Origin of the sequence: Brevibacillus fortis (genome assembly GCF_046196545.1) — a bacterium.
In the GTDB taxonomy this organism is placed as follows: Bacteria; Bacillota; Bacilli; order Brevibacillales; family Brevibacillaceae; genus Brevibacillus; species Brevibacillus fortis_A.
The window spans coordinates 1,061,823-1,078,940 of record NZ_CP176370.1 but is presented as its reverse complement, the minus strand read 5'-3'; the positions used below and the strand labels follow the sequence as shown (position 1 = coordinate 1,078,940).

Below are 17,118 nucleotides of genomic sequence, written 5' to 3'. Positions count from 1 at the left end.
ATTCCCAACTAACGGTACATTACATGAGAAATGAGGGCATTCTATGACTACGTTTGCTTGCTCGGGATGAACGGATGTATGAAGAATCCCTTGGGGACAGCCGCACAGAAATTGCATATTTACTGGAAAAGTTCGAGGCTGTGTTAGCCACACAAGATCAGCAACTGATAAAAAAGGCAGCTTTAGCGTTTAAAAAACAACTGGATCATTTAGAAGGGTGGTTCGACTCTTAATGGGTGTGTGGGAAGTACTGGGGATTGAACCCACAGAAGATATTCCATCGATTAAAAAAGCCTACTCCCAAAAACTGAAGGTTCACCACCCAGAGGATGATCCGGAAGGCTATCAAAGGCTAAGAGAAGCATATGACTATGCGGTGAAGGCTGCGAAAAAGGGAGCCATCAAAGAAACGGGTCCGTTGTTCAGCGATGAAAATATCATCCATATTAGGACCAATCCTCACAACACGGTCGAGCTAACAGTTGAAACTATAAACCGACCAGAAGAAGTTGACCCAGTATTTGAATTCATGGAACAAGTTGAAGAGGTGTATTCTGATTTCTCTTCCCGTATCAGCCATGAACAATGGTCAAAGCTTTTAAATAACGATACTGTCTGGAATGTAATGCTCAAAGAAATCGTAGAAGATACATTATTGGATTTCTTGCATGAACATCGGTTTCTCCCTAAAAGAGTTTGGGAATCCATCGAATACTGTTTTCGTTGGCGCGAACTAGCAACAGAAGATCCGGATGATCGAATGGAGCATTTCACCGAAGAGTTTTACCATTTTTATTGCAGACAATTGGATGAACCTGCTCTTCGTTATACCTTTATACAACATGCAGCCGATTTAGACTACGATGTGTTTCTGAACAAGCGGGAGACGGCATATCAGGCACTTAAGGAAAACAATCTAGAACTGGCAGGTCAATTGCTTGATGAAGCATATGCGATGTATTCAGATGATCCTGACTTGCTTCGGCTACAGGGTGAATACTTCCTTCGAATGGGTGAAAAGGAGCCTGCTCTTGCTGTAATGGAACACGGAATCAGTATTTATCCAGATGACATCGATTGGTATCTGATTCGATCTCGGATATGGTATGAAACCAATCAATTCGTTGAAGCAAAAGACGAATGTCTGTACATCCTCTCACGTATGCCTGCCAATATGGGTACCCTGCGTCTATTGGGAAAATGTTTCATTCAACTTGGTGAGTTAGAGAAGGCAGAGGAGAACTACTTGAAGATATTGGAGAGTTATCCGAATGATATCGATGCCATAACCAGCCTTGCACATATCCGTTCTGATATGGTGGAACGGGCCAAGCGGAGGCCCTTTTTCACCAGAAGATCAGTCATAAATAGATTGCATAAGAAGCTTGGGAAGCCAAAATTTTGGGGCAGTGTGAAATTGTTTTGGATGCAGTTGCCCAAAATAGGTGTCGTATTCACTCTATCCTTAATTCTTTTTCTACATGTTTTGTTATCTAATCCTTTCATTAATGATACCGGATTAACACCTATCTCCTATCTAAAAAATATGATTCATCCTGTAGAACTATCTTCCACTGAGGTGCTGAATCAACTAGATTATTCTGATATCGCCCAAATAAAGCTTCCCAGTGTTCATTTTCTAGGAATTACAGAGTATCAAGCAAAAGCCGAAACCGGTGCTATCAGTACTCGATATAATTCTTCCTACAGTAAGCAACGTAATTGGGCTAAAAGCATTCTCCCCACAGGATGGTTTTATGTTGCTAAGCTTGATAACTCATCAATCGTTTTATTGGTCTCAGATGCCAATCAAGCAATGCAGATGCAAAAAAGTAATTCCATTGATTCGCCAGGAACAATCGTGAAAATGCCGCAAGAGTTACCTGAGTATGTATGGGAAGTTTTGCAGATTACAGACTTTGGATCCAAATACAAAGATTCCAAATTTGTTGTCGATAAACTAATTGTTGTACATAATGTCACTAATGAAGTTCCCGTTAAAGCAGCGATTTATTCCGTATTGTTACTAGTTCTCTATGCATTTTTGCTTCGACTGTTTATCAGAACCTACAAAACGGTCCGATTCTAATAAGGAGGAACCGATGGCACCCACCGATCTTACATATAATCAGAAGGGTCACAGATTATTTCTGCGAGCTCTTTCGTCTGTTTGCTTTAGCAAAAGTGGAGCCTACTATTATGCGTTATATCATGAAAATTTAAGTAGACAAAAGTGCCTATTTCTTCTTAAGGAAAAACAGATTACAGATAAGACCGCACTAATTGATACAATAAAATGGCTCATATCGGAAGGGAAGAGGGAAGAATTCAATCGTCTCCGTCATTTCTTATTTACTTTTTCCGAATCAGAACGAACGGCATACATTCAAGCGTTACCCGAGGACCATCGATCGAAATCTCAGTTGATTCTTGTCGATTACTATTCGAGATGTCTACCTTCAGAGGGTATTGCTGCTCATGACTATGCTTGGTGTGTCCTTTTATCCAGAGCTGGTTTGAAACTGGGTTACTTGCAAAAAGATCAGGCAATGGAATATATGTTGAGTGCTGCAAGACTGGCACAACAAGCGTATTCCGGATGGAGTGAATATATTGCCGGTTTTGTGGCAGGAATTGATTTTTTAATTCCGGATACGTCTTTCCAAACTGCTAAAGAAAATCGAGGTTTCTACACCAAGCTGCTCGCCTCTAGACACAGTCCCATGCGTCAAGTTGATTGGAATGTAGCCCTCAACAGTAATGAATGATCTAAAGTAATTATTAGAGATGCGAATTTCCTGATGTTTCGTCTCCATATTCACGCTTCGGGTTCCGTCGAACAGGCAACCGTGAACGACGCCGTAAAGATCGCGTTTCGATCGTTGAAGCGACCCGCCGAAGTCTTCGATACGTTACGCGTTTCACTGATATTCGTATTATCAGCGAAGTAAAGGCGCCGGATGGACGCTTGTAGACGACATTCTCGCCCGGCTAAGCGTTCACCGGGCTTAATTGCTTGCTGCAAAAGAAAAGACGCCCGATATAGGCGCCTGTAAATTAGTGGGCAAATGTCATTCCATCGTGAATTAATAACCTGTACTCCCTGTCATCTCCTCACATGTGGAGAGTGTTTCCCTGCTTCAACTAAAAATGAGTATCTGAATAAAACAGGAAAGCACCCAAGCATGTATGCTTTCGTGCTTTCCTACCAAACCAAACTCTTAGGAGGGAAAGTAGCCCTTTTTAAATAATTCGTACCATTGATTTAATTCATCGCCCTCTAATACACCCAATCTCTCCAGGATATGTCTTGAAAACTCCAATGCACCGCTTCCATTCGCAGTGATGAGATTCTTGTCACGGATTGACTGACCCTCTACATAATGTTGATCTCCTCTGTAGTTCGGAGCTCCTTCCTTCAAATAAGGTAACGTATTGCCTGTATGTCTATGATTGTCCAAAAATCCGTGATTCCCTAAAAAGGTCGTAGCATCACAGATGGCTGCGACAGGAATATCCTTGCTAACACAATACTCGACCACTACTTTTGCCTGCTGATTCTTTTCTTCTCTCCATCCCGTTCCGCCAGGTATGATTAACATGGCGATATCTAAATTTGGATTGAATTCGTTTACGCTATAATCTGGAAGGATCGTTAAACCCCCCATCGAAACTTTCGGTTCCTGATCAATGGCGATTGTCTTTACACGATATCCTGTTCCCGGCTTGTTCAGCTCGGAACTGACGTAACTTGCCTCCCAATCAGCAAAACCATCCGTTATAAAAATGAGCACTTCCTTCAAAGTGATTCCCTCCTTGTAATGTTTTGTACAAATGAATTGTAAAACAACTTCACTGACAGTTATGGTCAGGAAAGAAAACGGAAATCACATGAACATCTTGAAGCGATCAAGATGAAAACAAAAAACGTAAAACCATCACGACAATAATGCCTGCGAGTACAGTTGCCAATAAACTACGTGTTTTTATCGCAATGAAAAAGGTTGGTATGGCTGCTAAAAGTTCAACGTTATTCGTAGAAAAAGAAATATTTTCACCATTTTTAAATATCTCTTGAGCTACTAGAGCAGCCATAACAGATATGGGGACATAGCTTAACCATCGTGTTGCCCAATCTGGCAATTGAAAACGACTGAGTACCATAAGAGGAAGCACTCTGGGGATGAATGTAACAATAGCTGTTCCTATAATCATCAAAAAAACATCCAATCTTACTTCCATTTTTCCATCACCATCCCTATCGTTGAAGCAAAGATTGTAGCAACAATAACTCCCATGCTGCCAGACAACACTGAACTGGTTCCCACAGCAATGACAACTGCGATTATCGCAACAACCACATCACGAGCAATTTTTTTTCGACTTAACATCGAAAGTACCAGAAGTCCAATAAACATCGCTGTCAAAGCAAAATCCAAACCTAATGTTTCAGGATTTGAAATCCATTGTCCCAAGAATGCCCCGGCTATATTAGCTACGCACCAGTTTAAATAAGCCGTTACATTTAGACCGTGCATCCATTTTTCACTAATGTAATTCTTTTTTGCAGCTTCGTTGATAGCAACACCAAACGACTCATCGGTAAGTAGAGACCCTACTAGCATGTTCCTAAGCGGAGAAAGATGCCGAAAATATGGTGCTAGGGCTGCACTAAGTAAAAGATGCCGAAGATTGACAAAGAAAATCGTAATAATAATGGTGGTAATCGAACTGCTTGCTGCCATCATCCCGGCAGCGATAAATTGGGCTGAGCCAGCATAAAGAATTAAACACATCAGGGCTATCTCAGTTATACTAAGACCCGCTGTCCTTTCGATAACACCAGCAGCGAATCCAATACTTAAATAACCCAGCAACGTTGGGACACAATCCTTTATACCTTGGCGAAAAGTATCCTTATCTCTTGAATCTGCTACCGTTTCGATTTGGTCATTCGCTAAACCCATTTTATCCTCCTTAGTCTTATTTGCATTAAAGGAGTTATTATTATAACCACTATGAAAAAGTGAAAGAAAATACGGTTCAAATTACTTGAACCGCTTTCCTGTAACCACGTGGAACAGGTCAGGATGGTTAATCCAGACAGCTTCGGCTTTCTCAGGGCCAATTTCCTTAACTAATTGCGCAAACATAATGTCGTGCCTGATGTACTCCATTGCTACTAATACAAGTGCTGGGTCTTGTGTTTTTATAGCCCATGCAGCAGTATTTGGAGCGAAATTTGCTATTAATACTTCTTCATTGTCCCGAGCGACAATGGTTAAACGACCACTCATACGTTCCTCTGCTACTTTAGGAGACATGTAATCATGATGAGTGGTTGCACCTATCTCGGTATCGGGTGCTCCAAACAAAATGGAAAATACAGGAACGCCTTCTTCTACACGCTTATCTGCATCCTGTTTAATAAAAGAAATCTGTGGTTGCCAAATCGATAACCATAGTTCTTCTCGGGCTTTGTTTACCATGTCGACCATTTCTGTGATAACCAGTTCATCACTACTAATGCGTCGAACCACGTCTACTTGCTGTTCACTTTCTAATGCAGATAGATTTTTTTCAAGATAATCAAATGATTGCTCGAAGGAATTACGCAATCGCGTGATTAATTCTTTAGCTGGCAAAGGAGAGTAGGTCAGAGGTTCAGAAGGTACCGTATAAACTGCTCCTTTATCTAACAATTTCCCTAATACTTCGTAAATCATGGAACGAGGTACACCCGATCTCTTACTAATCTCATATCCAGTTATAGGAGACTGCTTTAAAAGCCCGATATATGCTTTGCATTCATATTGTGAAAACCCCAATTTCTGAAGCTCTTTATAAATTTCATCCAAAGAAAACCACCACCTTTCATACTCAGCCTTAGTGATTATAACAATAACCTCTACGTTCTATGGTGGTTATTATAATAATCACTAAGAATATAGTCAATAATTTAAAGGCGGGTTTGCTTAAATTGTATAGTAGAGAAAACAACGAAAGAAGTGATATACGATGGATTTAGAAATGATCATGCAGGAACTTGAAGCTCTCGGCAAGGAACGAACCAAGAAAATTTATCTATCCAATGGCGCTCACGAACCACTTTTTGGCGTGGCTACAGGCGCTATGAAGCCCCTGGCTAGAAAAATCAAGATCAATCAATCCTTGGCTGAGCAGCTTTACGCTACCGGGAACTACGACGCCATGTACTTTGCCGGTGTGATCGCAGACCCAAAAGCAATGACCAATGCCGATTTTGATCGGTGGATGGACTCAGCTTATTTTTATATGCTGTCCGATTATGTGGTTGCCGTAACCTTATCTGAAGCAGATATTGCCCAAGAAGTTGCCGATCAATGGATCACAAGCGGCGAGGAGCTCAGAATGTCTGCGGGCTGGAGTTGTTACTGCTGGCTTTTGGGTAATCGCCCAGATCGTGAATTTTCCGAAAGCAAAATTGCCAATATGCTTGAAACTGTGAAAAGTACGATTCACGATTCTCCCGAACGAACAAAATACGCTATGAATAATTTTATTTACACCGTGGGAACTTCCTATTTGCCACTCCACGATAAGGCGGTCGAAATCGCAAAGGCAGTAGGGCCAGTAGAAGTCCAAAAAGACAAAGCAAAAAGCAAGTTCCTAAACGCTTTCGATAATATTCAAAAGGCAGTAAGTAAAGATCAGCTTGGCTTCAAACGGAAACATGTGAGGTGTTAATCCTCTTGGTTTCTCGTGAATAATAGTTCAAACGGAGTAGCCCTTTAGAGGTTGTTCCGTTTTTTTGCGAGCAAGTCGAAGCTCTCTTATTTGTAATAGTAGGCAAGCTTGAAGGCGATACTGGTCGTGTGGAGGTTTTTCGGACAAGCGAGATCAAACTCCTTCTGGAGACTGATATCAAAATACATCGACTGTGGGATGTAACTACTCTCCGTTGGTATATTATGGTACTTAAGTTTCAAAAATAAGATTCGAGGAGATGTAATCCGTGAAGACGTTAATCGAATTCAAAAAAGTAACGAAAGAATACAAAATCGGAGAAGTGCCAATCAAGGCACTGAATGGTGTTGATTTTTCCATAGTAGAGGGAGAATTCGTCGTTATTTTGGGTGCGAGTGGCGCTGGTAAAAGTACGATTTTGAATTTGCTAGGCGGAATGGATACGGCTACCTCAGGTCAAGTATTTGTTGGCGATCAAGAAATCACCAGGTTCAACGAAAAAAAATTAACGCAATACCGCGGTGAGAAAGTTGGCTTCGTCTTTCAATTCTATAACTTAATTCCGAATTTAAACGCTCTCGAAAATGTTGAGTTTGCCACGGAAGTATGCAGAAACCATCTGGATGCAAAAGAGATTTTACATAAAGTTGGATTACAAAATCGTATGAAAAACTTCCCTTCACAGCTCTCTGGTGGCGAACAACAAAGAGTTGCAATCGCGAGAGCTGTTGCCAAAAATCCTTTGCTTTTACTTTGTGACGAACCAACCGGAGCTTTGGATTATGTGACAGGTAAGTCCGTCTTAAAGCTTCTCCAGGATTTGAACAAAGAAACGAAAAAATGCGTCGTATTGGTCACACATAATTCCGCCATTGCTCCTATGGCTGACAAAATTATTAAGGTGAAAAGCGGAACGATTGAAAGCGTTACCATTAATCGCGAAAAGCAAAGTGTGGAAGGGATTGAGTGGTGAAGATGAAATTATTTTTAAAATTAGTAAAGGATATCAAACAATCGATCGGGCAATTTATCGCCTTTGTTTTGGTTATCGCAGTAGGAGCCTTTTTCTATGGGGGGCTAGTAACTTATAGCAATAATCTTAGTGCTTATACAGAAGGTTATTTTAAAAAACATAACGTAAGCGACCTACATGTATTTTACAAGCAAATTTCCAAAAATGATGTCGCTGATTTAAGTGAAATAGAAGGCATAAAAAAAATAGAAGGACGTTATACCTTTGATGCCACGCAAGCCTTTGAAGGTGAAAAAGCTTCTTTGAAAATTCATTCCATCCCTGTCAAAAACGAAATAAACACGATTGCTATGATTGAGGGCAGAATCCCATCAAAAAAGAATGAGATATTATTAGATTCTCGTTATGCGAAAGAACATCTTTTTCAAGTTGGTGATGAAATCCGTATTCGTGCGAACGAAAGAAATTTTACATTTACTATTAGCGGCTTGGGTGAAAATGTCGAACATGCAAAAAAGAACGAAATACAAGACCATAAAACCTACGGAGTCGCTTATATTGCCGAAGAGACAATCTCTGAAATCTTAGGTGGCCTTTTCTATAATGAAATCATGATCGATGCTACAGAAGGTTACGATATTGATAAATTAGGTCAATCCATTGAATCACAATCCCAAAACCTCACTTATGTAAACCAAGTAAGTAAAGAACGGACTTTCAGCTATTCGAAAATAAATGAAACGATCCATAATAATAAATTGATGAGTATGGTTATCCCTTTCGTTCTCTTTTTGATTGTAGCGATTATCTTGTTTCTTACCATGTCGAGAATGATTGACTCTCAAAGAAACCAAGTAGGAATCATGAAGGCTTTAGGTGTCAAAAACAGAAACATCATGCTTCATTACATGGGATACCCTGTGCTGGCAGGTATCATAGGCTCAATCATAGGTTGTGCGATTGCCGCTCTCGTATTTGTTCCATTCGTAACTGCATCGAGTGCAAGAGCCTACTCTCTTCCTGGCATTACATGCTCCCTTTCTTTTTATTCTTTCATTCCCCCCATTATTTTCTCCAGTGCTTTTGGAATCCTAGCGTGTTACTTAAGTGGTAGAACCATATTAAAAGAACATGCGGCTCAGGCTATGCGTCCTAAACCGCCAAAGAAGATGAAATCGCTATTGATAGAAAGAATTCCGGGTATTTGGAGTCATCTTTCCTATAGCTACAAACTCATTTTAAGAAATATTTTCCTAAATAAACAAAAAGCTTTAGCAAGCTCAATTGGTGTTGTTGTAAGCACGGTCTTATTAATCACTGCTTTTGGCACTCAAACTGCCTTGCAACAAGTAGCTAGTCAAATTGAAGATGTTTATACGTATGATTTACGAGTAGATTATACGATGGGAACATCTACTGATACGGTAAAGCTCCCCTCCGGTATGAAAAATCATTATTATCTATCCACCTTTCCTGTTGAATTCATAAAAGGTGATGAAAAAGATAATGCCACTCTCGTTGTTACTGAAAAAGAAAACTCTCTCATTCATTTCTTTGACGAAAATGATCATCGGATCCCTTTAGAAAATAATGGTGTGCTGGTACCAAAATCCTACGCCGACAAATATCATATTTCAGCAGGAGATATCATCTCTATAACGTTCAAAGCACCAGAGCTTAAAAATAAGTCTGTAGATATGAAGGTTTTGCATATATCTACGCAGTATTCGAATCCTTCGTTTTATATCACACCAGACTATTTAAAGAGCTTTGGCATAGACTACACTCCAACCTCGCTTTTCGTTCAAGCAAATAGCTCTGTCGATCTTATTAGCGTTCGTAACTTCTTTGAACAAGATCCTCATGTAGAAACCATTGCAGATAGAAATGATCTAAAGAAAACTGCTGAATATATTTTGAAACAAAACAATTTTGTCTTTATCATGTTTATTGTTTGCGCCGTCATCCTCTCTTTTGGCGCGATATACACAATCTCTTCCATCAACATTTATGAAAGGAATCGCGAGCTTGCAACACTTAAAGTATTAGGCTATCAAAAACATAAAATAAACAGACTTATCTTTTTTGAAAACATGATACTCACTACATTTGCGATCCTTGTAGCTTTACCGATAAGCGGTTATGTTTATTCCATGATTGTCAAGGCACTGTCTAGTACCCATCAACAAATCCCGGATCAATTACATATTCCTATCCTATTGGTTTCTGTTACTCTTGCCTACTTGCTTACGATTCTGTCCAACTTGCTACTTCGGAGAAAAGTAACCAACATCAATATGATTGAATCATTAAAAGGAGTAGACTAAAACTATCGACCAACTGCTTTACGCGCTTGTCTTACGTGTAATGTTTTCATGGCAAATCTGGCTATTGGGTGGGCAATCAATATTTCAACCCAAAATGCTATACCGAAGTTTCTCGGCCAGTTATGAAAGAAGTTTCGAAACGGTTCCAGACTTATTTCCTTCGTGCCAACCCACATTCCGATCATGGACAACAAAATAGATAAGACCGTAACATTTAGCAAAATATGTAGTAACACTCTGGCATTAAATCCATCTGTCTGTCCCACGAATTTTGGCATCACTTTGCTTACAATCGGTCCCGCAACCAATTTTACCAGTAGAACAACAATGATCCACATAAAGGGGATTATCTTTAATGTGTCTAAATAAACTTCTTTGCTAAACCCACGTTCCAGCCCCACTATAATAGGCGCAATAATGTTTACGGAAAGGATTGAAATAATTAGTAAAAAGATGATACCCTCTTTTCCGTTTCGAGGGAGTCTTGTTTCTGCATTCATCTTGATTTATCAACTCCTTCTTAAGTAAAACACCTTGTTATTATAGTGATGGTAGAAATGTCTTCATAAGTGAACACTTTGTGAACATTCACTACTTCATTGCATCTTTCGTAAAGGAGTTGGAACAAGTATTGGAAGAAGCCCCGTAGAATAGGTCAACATCCGTTTCCATCCTATACCTGTCTTCATACCATAAACAAAAAAACAGGGAGGAAACGAGGAATGCCCAAAAAAGTCTCGCTTTGTGAGCAGTTCTCCAGAATTATCAGGGGGCAATCTGGCTTTGCTGGTGGAAAATGCGTCTCGACCATCAATCGCAATCAAATAAAAACGACGATTTTGGGGAAAAGATTTCGCGTAACGTCTTCTTTTTCATTCGAATCCCTCAATCAACAAACGGGCAAAGCGCTCTGTTTAGGGAGGGCAGCGTTCTTGCAGAAAGAAGTCAATCCGTTCATTATAGCCATTCGGAATCAAGGCATAAAAGTCTCCTCTATCCATAATGAATGGCTATTCGATCGTCCCCGCTTGATTTATGTAAATATTGAAGCAGTTGATAAACCTCTTGCTTTCGCAAGAAAAGTAAGGCGAGCATTGGATGCCATTCCTTCATGAGAATAGAAAGCAACGAGTCCTCTCTGTTACCGCAGAGAGGATTTTTTCGTCTCTAGAACATCACAACTCGATCAGCTATAATAAAAAACAACCAAAAATAGGAATTATAGTGAAAATTAGTACCTATTCAAACACCTCTTACTAGGAAGGAATGATTCTCTTGGATACTCAGATCATCGATATAGGCGTAAACCTCATGCACCGCTCCTTTCACCAAGATCGTGATGAGGTTGTCGCCAGAGCAGAAAAATAAGGAATTTACCCATTAATTTTGACAGGAACAAGCTTGAGAAACAGTATGGATGCCTCACGATATGCGAGTCGCTCCAAAGGAAAGCTGTACGCTACGGCAGGTATTCATCCTCACGATGCAAAAAGCTGTGATGAATCGGTGATCAAGAAATTAAGAGAACTGGCATCTCTTCCCCATGTAGTTGCGATTGGAGAGTGCGGGTTGGATTTTAACCGTGACTTCTCCCCGCGGGATATTCAAAGAAAGTGGTTCATTGAACAAATTTCCCTGGCCACAGAACTTCAACTGCCGTTGTTTTTGCATGAACGCGATGCTCATCTTGATTTTGTCTCGATTCTCAAAGAGCATCGCCAAAAAATCAATCGTGCGGTTGTACACTGTTTTACCGGAACCTCCAAGGAATTGGATACTTATTTAGAAATGGACTTTCATATCGGGATTACGGGATGGATTTGTGATGAAAGACGTGGGAAACATCTTCGGGAGCTTGTTAAAAAAATTCCCTTGAATCGTTTGATGATTGAAACGGACGCGCCATTTTTAACCCCTCGTGATTTGAAAGAAAAGCCTGTGGATGGTCGGAATGAGCCAATGTATTTGAGACATATATTGCACGCGGTCGCACAATGCATGGGATTGAGCCCAGAGGAAGTGGCCAGCGCTACTACCAAGACTGCGAAAGAATTTTTTAACGTATAAGTAGTTTTTCGCAAGAGGGACTCGTGCCCTCTTTTTCATTTTGTGACAAGGCAATGAATATAGAGCATTTCACAAAAACGTCGCTTTACGATTGTTAAAAATATATTTAAATTACAAATAATGGATGAAATTAAAAGAAAGGTGGTTTGTTTATGCTTAAAAAAAGTATGGCTTCAAGTTTAGGTCTTTTATTCGTTGTGATGTCTTTCACACTTCCTACTCAGGCTGCAGAACCAACGCTTTCGAAATCGTCCGAACAAAATATTTCATCCCATGCATCACTAAAACAATCCCTATCAGCGAGCTCTTCTTATGGAGCAAAAATGTGGGTCAGGAACAATCAACTGGTCCCAGAAGGCTGGGTGATTACAGACAGTAACAGCACCCATTTCGAAATTACATGCGTGATTGGGGCCACCTACAGATCGACACTATGGATCAAGTACAACCAACGAATTCCGGATGAGTGGGCTGGTATAGATGGCAGTGGGACTTCCCTTCAAATCATTTATACGGGAGGAGCTGGTTACGGAGATAAACTGTGGGTGCGGAACAATCAAATCATGCCGCAAGGATGGGTCATTACAGACAGTACGACTGATAAATTTGAAATTACGAGTATTCAAAGAGCGCCAAAGGGAGCGAAGCTATGGATCAGGTATAATCAACAGATTCCAGCAGGCTTGGTTGTTACCGATCGCTTTAACACGAAAATTCAAATCACTTTTATGGGCTAGAGACCGCTACTAGAGTGGGACGCGACTAATCTGCGTCCCGCTTTTTCATTTCGGCTGTTTTTTGTTTTTTACAATTCTATTACATCCCCATGCTATGCTTTACGAGAGGTAATCCGGGTGGCTACCATCCTAATTGTCTGGATGAAATTCCTATTAATGAGTTGATTAAAAGAAACCTGCAATCAGTGGGACATAGATGTATTTCGGTGATGGACGGAAAAGCGGCACTGGATGTAATGGACAAGCACGAGGTGGATCTCGTTGTGATGGACATTATGCTGCCGGAGATTGACGGACAAGGTAAAGGGCCTGACTCTCGGCGCAGATAATTATTTGGTAAAACCGTTTGAGATGCTGGAGCTGCTGGAATGGGCTATAACAAGTAGCAGAAAGCTTTACCTAGAGTCAACGGAGCATTTACCTGTTCACCTTGTGAAGTACGGTTCGACAGACTGTAAAAGTTGGGGAACCGATGCAGACTATTGGTTTTTACTATTCCGTTCATTTTTAATTGCTCTTATTCTACTAAATCTTTCATACTCTTGTTTGTTTAAGTAATATTTTCACTGTCATCAGCTCCTGATGGCAGTTTTTTATTTCCGGAACCTTATAGGCTGAAGGTTAAAAATACCTCAATGAAATAAGAGTTATGAATCTTTTAAATAAGTTATTTTTTTGTAATATATGGTAGAATAAAAAATCAAAGGGAATAAACCCTGCTTTTGGTAAAAACAGTATAACGATTCTGGTAAACAAGTCGAATTGAATGGTAAACTATAGTGTTTTGGGAGCGGGGGATTTGTGAAAAATGGTGTTACTTGCGCAGGAAAAAGGAAGTTTTACGCATGAAGCAGTTGTAGGGTGCCCTCCAACATAATGCGGATTTTGTACGCTAAGTATCGAAAGCCTTGAAAAACACGTATTTTCTGTACGCTAAGAATTGATAGAACAGCCCTGTTTGAACATATCCAGACCTAGATTTCACTAGTTTTCTCGTTTTAACGTGGTAAATCCACGTTTTGCTGGCGGTACCATAGCTAATTTTCATGACCGCTAAGGTCTTACCGTACAATTTTCGCATTTGGTTGGCGGTACTCCTTATAGAAATTAACCAGCAATTAGACAAGTACATTTACACTGTTTAATCCAAAATAACATAGCGATTCAATTTAACCGCTTCTTGTCAATGTGCTTATACTTGCCTTGGTTTTCTTCAATTTCTCCATCACTTGGTCCAAGTTGAATCCACTCAAGCTCATTTCTGAAAGTATAGTTATAAGTCACATCAGGCTCATCTTTAAACACTACATTTACTGAATATGTAGGCATTTTAGAAAAGACAGCCTCAACTTTGAGTATATCAGACTCTTTATAATCGTTTGTTACCATAAGATATTGGTGCATTTTCGCTTCAAGATCATTTAATTTTATTTGAATGTACGTATACACTCCACCAACGATCAAACCCAGAACAACTATGGAATAGAACAATTTTTTCATCAGAAAACCACCCCATGACTACCATAAATTTACTCAATTGTACATTTTACCGAATGTTCTATCAATAAAATTCTATTTAGAGGTGCTATATCGATGAAAATTCTAAAGAGCGCTTTTTTCACTACCTTGTTTCTTATTCTTCTTGTTGTACCACTTAGTGCAAGTGCGTCATCTACTACCCCTACAGCTGTACCTAACCCTACGTATCCAGGCACTAACATAGAGATGAAAGTTGGAGATGTACTATACTCAACAAAAACACTAGGAAGCTCGTTTAAAATTGTAGGACATGTTGGAATCGTAGGCTCCGATTTCAGAGTATATCATGTTACTCCAGCAACAGATGGCGGAGTAGCAGACAGTATCGATTCCTATATGAGCAGACACGGATCAGGCGAAACAATCGAAATCTATAAATATCGATATGCCGGAGCAGCAAATGCAGCAATGTGGGCTAAACAAAATTACAGTAAAGTATATAACTATTACATTTCTCTAGATCGTTTAAGTGTGATGAATCCGAATTACTGCTCAAAATTCATTTGGCAAGCTTTCTATTATGGTGCTGGTAAAGATGTCATGAATAAAAACCTCACAGACAGCACTTATGGAATTATATATCCAATTGGTTTTACCTATTCAGGATTTTCTCTTTACGATTCGTTCAAAGTAAAATAAGAAAACCAAGCTCCTCATTTTGGGGAGTTTAGTATATCCCTAGGATTGTATTACCCGCATAAAGCGTCTATAAAAACAAAAGAGCGTTCCCCAGCTATCCAAGGCGTGGGGGACGCTCTTCTTCATAGTTTTAAAATATGTACTAGTATATATAATTCTATAGTGGTAGAACCAGCGACCGTGACAGTTTACTTGAAAAAGGAATCTTTTTTACGTATTCAAGTAAATCGTGTATCCATTGGTATAATAGGCTTTTCAGGCGGTATCACTCAGGAGCGTTTACAGGTAGTTTTATTCCAGGGCAAAAGCATGAATCCAATGTGCATACTCTTCCCGACGACTGTCTGAGCGGTAAAACGAATTAGGAGTGTAATAAGTTGTATCCTTACTATCGTCACACGAGAAAGGACACCTGACTGATCTTCCGGGGTGTCTCATTTTTTTCATAAAAGTGAAAGATTGTCAGCAGCTACTCCGTCTATACAGTGACAAGGAGGTGGGGAACACCAGTGGAGGATCATACTGGCGCACGAATCGAGCAATGGTTTCACTCATACAGCCAGGATGTATATCGATTTCTCGTCTATTACACGGGACGAACCGATATCGACGATCTTGTTCAAGAGACCTTTATTCGTGCCCTGAAAGCCATACACGACACAGAGGTTGAGAATCCCAAAACGTGGCTGTTTGCCATAGCACGAAACGTAGCCATCGATGAAAGGCGCAAGACAAAACTGATTAGCTGGTTGCCAGATATCTTCTTGCAGCATCTCGTTTCGCACGACAAAACACCGGAAGAATCGCTGATGTTAAGTGAAAACAAGCGTCTGCTCTATGAAATGATTAATCAGTTAAAGTCTTCTTATCGGGACGTGTTGATACTTAGAGGGATCAAGGGATTATCGAGCAAGGAGACTGCGGAGGTTTTGGGATGGAGCGAAGCCAAAGTCAATCTCACGATGCATAGAGCGATAAAGTCGATTCAAAACAAACGAAATGTTTCGATTGCGGAGGTGATGAACGATGCCATCATGTGATGAGCAGGTCATTCTGGAAGAATTGAATCAATTCCCAGAGCAAATCCTTTCCCGAGAACGAAGCCAAGCAATATTAGAGGGTGTGCGAGAAGAAGGAGGTAGACTTCAAAAAGTGAACAAGCGAAAAATATACTATGGATGGCTGGCAAAAGGGCTGATCACCTGCGGCCTATTGCTCGGTTTTTTCTGGATGAAACCATTTTCTGCACCAGCAGAATCAACGAGCAGTGCAGCAGCCTTGACTCCTGAAGAACAAACGTATTTTGCGGCTGCTCAAAAAGCCGTACAAGATGCGAGTGGCATTCAGAAGACCTTCCCATTTGGAGAGATTGAGAAAGACGCAGACTCCTATATGGTACAGGCAAAGGATCAAGAAGCCAGAGAAGCTCTCGTAACTTTTAAGCCTGGTACCACAGAGGTTCTTACCGTCTTTGCGAGGTTTGCGATCAACGAATTACCGAAGCCCTATCATAAATTTGTAGAGACTGCACAAGAAGCATTTAAGGATACGAAACAACAGGTTACCTTCCAAAAAACCAGTTTTTTCAAAAGTGAGAAAGAAGCATATTTTTCCTTTTGGACAGAAGATAAACAGTACGTCAAAGTCGATTTCCCAACAAATAAAGTGACTGGTTTCACATTGTATTACAACCTAGAAGACGTCGATCAAAAGATCATCTCCATCGCGCAAACAGCCTTGATGCGTTTATCCAATGAAAAAAATCTTTCCTTTACCCAAGCCAAAAAACGTTCAGACGAAAGTGAAGATAAATGGTTGCTCATTAATAAACAAAAGAGATATGAGGTAATGATCGGAGCAAAAACAGGTCAAGTGTATGAAGTGAGCCATGGAACAGATAACTATAAAGTCAAAGCACTAAATGAAGTCATTCCCGTAACCAAGCCACTTATTCAAGACATTTTTGGCATAGATATCTCTGGGTATACGGCATACGGCGGCCGGGACTGGGGCGGCTATATTTTGAGAAGTCCGGGGAAACCAAGCTTCTCCATACAGCTTGGAAATTTGGATGTTGGTGATATTGATCGAATTGAAATCGAATAAGGAG

Annotated in this window: 18 protein-coding genes and 1 pseudogene; 13 read left to right on the top strand and 6 right to left on the bottom strand. The window is 40.2% G+C overall.

Annotated elements, in window-relative coordinates:
* The first annotated feature begins 74 nt into the window (after nucleotides 1-74).
* The 3 genes from ACKKE8_RS05685 to ACKKE8_RS05675 are packed head-to-tail and all read left to right on the top strand — an operon-like array spanning nucleotide 75 to nucleotide 2,768.
* Entirely contained in the window at nucleotides 75-233 is a 159-nt protein-coding gene (locus ACKKE8_RS05685) for a hypothetical protein (RefSeq protein ID WP_409177319.1), read from the top strand.
* A complete protein-coding gene (locus tag ACKKE8_RS05680) occupies nucleotides 233-2,089 on the top strand; it encodes a hypothetical protein (RefSeq protein WP_409177318.1) in 1,857 nt (618 codons plus the stop codon). Before ACKKE8_RS05685 ends, ACKKE8_RS05680 begins: the two co-directional genes overlap by 1 nt.
* Nucleotides 2,090-2,102: 13 nt before the next feature.
* Complete coding sequence (locus ACKKE8_RS05675) at nucleotides 2,103-2,768, top strand: DUF1266 domain-containing protein (RefSeq protein WP_409177317.1); 666 nt, start codon at nucleotides 2,103-2,105, stop codon at nucleotides 2,766-2,768.
* 453 nt (nucleotides 2,769-3,221) lie between these two features.
* Here the strand turns inward: ACKKE8_RS05675 and ACKKE8_RS05670 are convergent, their stop codons facing one another.
* The 4 genes from ACKKE8_RS05670 to ACKKE8_RS05655 all read right to left on the bottom strand — a co-directional run bounded on the left by ACKKE8_RS05670 (nucleotide 3,222) and on the right by ACKKE8_RS05655 (nucleotide 5,858).
* Nucleotides 3,222-3,803 carry a type 1 glutamine amidotransferase family protein gene (locus tag ACKKE8_RS05670; protein WP_409177316.1) on the bottom strand — a complete coding sequence of 194 codons (582 nt, stop codon included), beginning with the start codon at nucleotides 3,801-3,803 and terminating at the stop codon, nucleotides 3,222-3,224.
* Between the two features lie 106 nt (nucleotides 3,804-3,909).
* The gene (locus ACKKE8_RS05665) at nucleotides 3,910-4,242 is read right to left on the bottom strand and encodes an AzlD domain-containing protein (RefSeq protein WP_409177315.1); all 333 of its coding nucleotides are present in this window, start codon (nucleotides 4,240-4,242) and stop codon (nucleotides 3,910-3,912) included.
* Nucleotides 4,233-4,967 carry an AzlC family ABC transporter permease gene (locus ACKKE8_RS05660; RefSeq protein WP_409177314.1) on the bottom strand — a complete coding sequence of 245 codons (735 nt, stop codon included), beginning with the start codon at nucleotides 4,965-4,967 and terminating at the stop codon, nucleotides 4,233-4,235. The genes ACKKE8_RS05665 and ACKKE8_RS05660 overlap by 10 nt, the downstream gene beginning before the upstream one ends.
* Nucleotides 4,968-5,048: 81 nt before the next feature.
* Nucleotides 5,049-5,858 (bottom strand): TrmB family transcriptional regulator, encoded by an 810-nt coding sequence (locus ACKKE8_RS05655; RefSeq protein WP_409177313.1) that lies wholly within the window; start codon nucleotides 5,856-5,858, stop codon nucleotides 5,049-5,051.
* A gap of 160 nt (nucleotides 5,859-6,018) precedes the next feature.
* Between ACKKE8_RS05655 and ACKKE8_RS05650 the strand changes: the two genes are divergently transcribed.
* The 3 genes from ACKKE8_RS05650 to ACKKE8_RS05640 all read left to right on the top strand — a co-directional run bounded on the left by ACKKE8_RS05650 (nucleotide 6,019) and on the right by ACKKE8_RS05640 (nucleotide 10,026).
* The gene (locus tag ACKKE8_RS05650; RefSeq protein WP_409177312.1) at nucleotides 6,019-6,726 is read left to right on the top strand and encodes a DNA alkylation repair protein; all 708 of its coding nucleotides are present in this window, start codon (nucleotides 6,019-6,021) and stop codon (nucleotides 6,724-6,726) included.
* Between the two features lie 268 nt (nucleotides 6,727-6,994).
* Nucleotides 6,995-7,699, top strand: a complete 705-nt coding sequence (locus ACKKE8_RS05645) for an ABC transporter ATP-binding protein (RefSeq protein ID WP_409177311.1) — start codon at nucleotides 6,995-6,997, stop codon at nucleotides 7,697-7,699.
* 2 nt (nucleotides 7,700-7,701) lie between these two features.
* On the top strand, nucleotides 7,702-10,026 hold the full coding sequence (locus ACKKE8_RS05640; RefSeq protein WP_409179073.1) for an ABC transporter permease: 2,325 nt from the start codon (nucleotides 7,702-7,704) through the stop codon (nucleotides 10,024-10,026).
* A gap of 2 nt (nucleotides 10,027-10,028) precedes the next feature.
* On the opposite strand, the gene ACKKE8_RS05635 is transcribed toward ACKKE8_RS05640, so the two are convergent.
* Nucleotides 10,029-10,526 carry a hypothetical protein gene (locus ACKKE8_RS05635; protein ID WP_409177310.1) on the bottom strand — a complete coding sequence of 166 codons (498 nt, stop codon included), beginning with the start codon at nucleotides 10,524-10,526 and terminating at the stop codon, nucleotides 10,029-10,031.
* Nucleotides 10,527-10,748: 222 nt separating this feature from the next.
* Between ACKKE8_RS05635 and ACKKE8_RS05630 the strand changes: the two genes are divergently transcribed.
* From ACKKE8_RS05630 to ACKKE8_RS05615, 4 genes and pseudogenes are all read left to right on the top strand, one after another.
* Nucleotides 10,749-11,141 (top strand): DUF1259 domain-containing protein, encoded by a 393-nt coding sequence (locus ACKKE8_RS05630; RefSeq protein ID WP_409177309.1) that lies wholly within the window; start codon nucleotides 10,749-10,751, stop codon nucleotides 11,139-11,141.
* Between the two features lie 151 nt (nucleotides 11,142-11,292).
* Nucleotides 11,293-12,093, top strand: a pseudogene (locus ACKKE8_RS05625) (TatD family hydrolase).
* Between the two features lie 323 nt (nucleotides 12,094-12,416).
* On the top strand, nucleotides 12,417-12,830 hold the full coding sequence (locus ACKKE8_RS05620; protein WP_409177308.1) for a hypothetical protein: 414 nt from the start codon (nucleotides 12,417-12,419) through the stop codon (nucleotides 12,828-12,830).
* Between the two features lie 89 nt (nucleotides 12,831-12,919).
* Entirely contained in the window at nucleotides 12,920-13,159 is a 240-nt protein-coding gene (locus tag ACKKE8_RS05615) for a response regulator (RefSeq protein ID WP_409177307.1), read from the top strand.
* An 835-nt stretch (nucleotides 13,160-13,994) separates the two neighbouring features.
* Here the strand turns inward: ACKKE8_RS05615 and ACKKE8_RS05610 are convergent.
* Nucleotides 13,995-14,330 (bottom strand): DUF3139 domain-containing protein, encoded by a 336-nt coding sequence (locus ACKKE8_RS05610; protein ID WP_409177306.1) that lies wholly within the window; start codon nucleotides 14,328-14,330, stop codon nucleotides 13,995-13,997.
* Nucleotides 14,331-14,423: 93 nt separating this feature from the next.
* Between ACKKE8_RS05610 and ACKKE8_RS05605 the strand changes: the two genes are divergently transcribed.
* The 3 genes from ACKKE8_RS05605 to ACKKE8_RS05595 all read left to right on the top strand — a co-directional run bounded on the left by ACKKE8_RS05605 (nucleotide 14,424) and on the right by ACKKE8_RS05595 (nucleotide 17,114).
* Nucleotides 14,424-15,008, top strand: coding sequence for a hypothetical protein (locus tag ACKKE8_RS05605; protein ID WP_409177305.1), 585 nt, complete (start codon nucleotides 14,424-14,426; stop codon nucleotides 15,006-15,008).
* Nucleotides 15,009-15,517: 509 nt separating this feature from the next.
* Nucleotides 15,518-16,048, top strand: coding sequence for an RNA polymerase sigma factor (locus tag ACKKE8_RS05600; protein WP_409177304.1), 531 nt, complete (start codon nucleotides 15,518-15,520; stop codon nucleotides 16,046-16,048).
* Nucleotides 16,035-17,114, top strand: a complete 1,080-nt coding sequence (locus ACKKE8_RS05595) for a hypothetical protein (protein ID WP_409177303.1) — start codon at nucleotides 16,035-16,037, stop codon at nucleotides 17,112-17,114. The genes ACKKE8_RS05600 and ACKKE8_RS05595 overlap by 14 nt, the downstream gene beginning before the upstream one ends.
* Nucleotides 17,115-17,118 lie beyond the last annotated feature (4 nt).